Below are 1,614 nucleotides of genomic sequence, written 5' to 3'. Positions count from 1 at the left end.
CCTTCTTCCTGGTCCACCATGACCTCTTCGTGGAGTCTCTCTACGGCTTCGGCTCCGAGGAGCAGAAGGCGCGCCTGCTCGAGGACGCGGCAAGCCTGCGCACCACCGGTGCCTTTGCCCTCACAGAACCGGACCACGGCTCGGACGTTGCCGGCGGCATGGAAACCCGGGCCCGCCGGGTCCCCGGCGGCGCGGCCGGCGGCGGCGACATCTGGGTGCTCAACGGCGCCAAGCGCTGGATCGGCAACGGCACGTTTTGCGACTACATGCTGGTCTGGGCCCGGGACGAGGCCGACGGCGGCATCCGCGGCTTCATCGTCGACGCCACCTTGCCGGGCGTGAGCCGTAGCCGGATCGAGAACAAGATTGCCCTGCGCACGGTGCAGAACGCGGACATCGTCTTCACCGACGTCCGGGTGGCCGAAACGGACCGCTTCGCCGGAATCAGCAGCTTCGAGGACACCAACGAGCTCCTGCGCGGTTCCCGGATCATGGTGGCCTGGCAAGGTGTGGGGCAGCAGCTCGCGGCGTTCGACGTCGCCCGGCAGTACGCCGTCGAACGCCAGCAGTTCGGCCGCCCGCTGGCAAAGTTCCAGCTGGTCCAGCAGCAGCTGGTCACCATGCTCGGCAACGCCGTGGCCAGCATGGGCATGATGGTCCGGATCGCCCAGCTGCAGGACGCCGGCGCCGCGGACATGCCGCAGGTGGCCCTCGCCAAGTCCTATGTCAGCGCCCGGATGCGCGAAACCGTCGCGATGGGCCGGTCCCTGCTGGGCGGCAACGGGATCGTCACCGACTACCGGATGGCCAAGATCTTCTCCGACGCCGAGGCGATCTACACCTACGAGGGCTCGTTCGAGATCAACACCCTGATCACGGGCCGCGCCGTCACCGGGGTGTCCGCGATCGTCTAGAAGACGGCTTTGACCGTTTCGAGCCGTTTAGAAGAGGCCGGGTTCCTTCTCGCCGGCCTCGATCTTCACGTCCAGGCTGTTGTTCCGCACCGGCATGGGGCAGGTGCCGTACGGGGTGAAGGCGCTGGGGTAGTTGATGGCCCGGTTAAAGTCCAGGACCACGGTATTGTCCGGGCGGGGTTTTGCGGTGGACACCTTCCGCCACTCGTCCGTACTTTCCCCGTTGGTCTCGTCGTGGAACGTCACCGTCAGGGCGCCGAGCTTCTCCTCCTCGGCCTGCAGGTGGATCTCGTGGTCCGCGCCGGGAAGCCGGAAGACCAGCTCGCCGACCGAGCGGTGGACCCCGTCCACGAGCGGGTTGGCCGTGCCGATCGGGACATCCACAGGCTCGGGGTAGGGCACGAACCGGGCCTCGATGACCAGGTCCGGGCGGAAGCCGAAGGTGGGCACGCCATCGAACTCCGTGAACACCGGCGACTGGGAGTCGCGGGTGCGGATGGCGTACTTGTCCGCCCGCATGGCGAGCTCCACCACCACCTGGCGGCCGTCGTCGCCGCCGTACCGGACCCACATCAGTGATTCCTCGTCGGCGAGCACAGCGCTGATGGTCCCGTCCACGGGTTCGCCGGTTTCGACGAGGGTCAGGCCGTCCGACGCGACGGCCGTGAGGAACGCCGCAGTGCCGTCCGTGGACCAGAGG

At 67.9% G+C, this 1,614-nt stretch carries 2 protein-coding genes; one reads left to right on the top strand and one right to left on the bottom strand.

Going from position 1 to position 1,614, the window contains the following annotated elements; genetic code table 11:
- Positions 1 to 914: acyl-CoA dehydrogenase family protein (locus tag LQV45_RS30970; protein ID WP_230011131.1), on the top strand; the 914-nt coding region annotated here is incomplete at its 5' end.
- A 27-nt stretch (positions 915 to 941) separates the two neighbouring features.
- On the opposite strand, the gene LQV45_RS30965 is transcribed toward LQV45_RS30970, so the two are convergent.
- A partial coding sequence (locus LQV45_RS30965; protein ID WP_230011128.1) for a DUF1684 domain-containing protein occupies positions 942 to 1,614 on the bottom strand: 673 nt, incomplete at its 5' end.

This window comes from Microbacterium sp. Bi128 (assembly GCF_918698205.1).
Note: the sequence above shows the minus strand (reverse complement) of the source record. Positions and strands in the feature narration are given on the sequence as shown.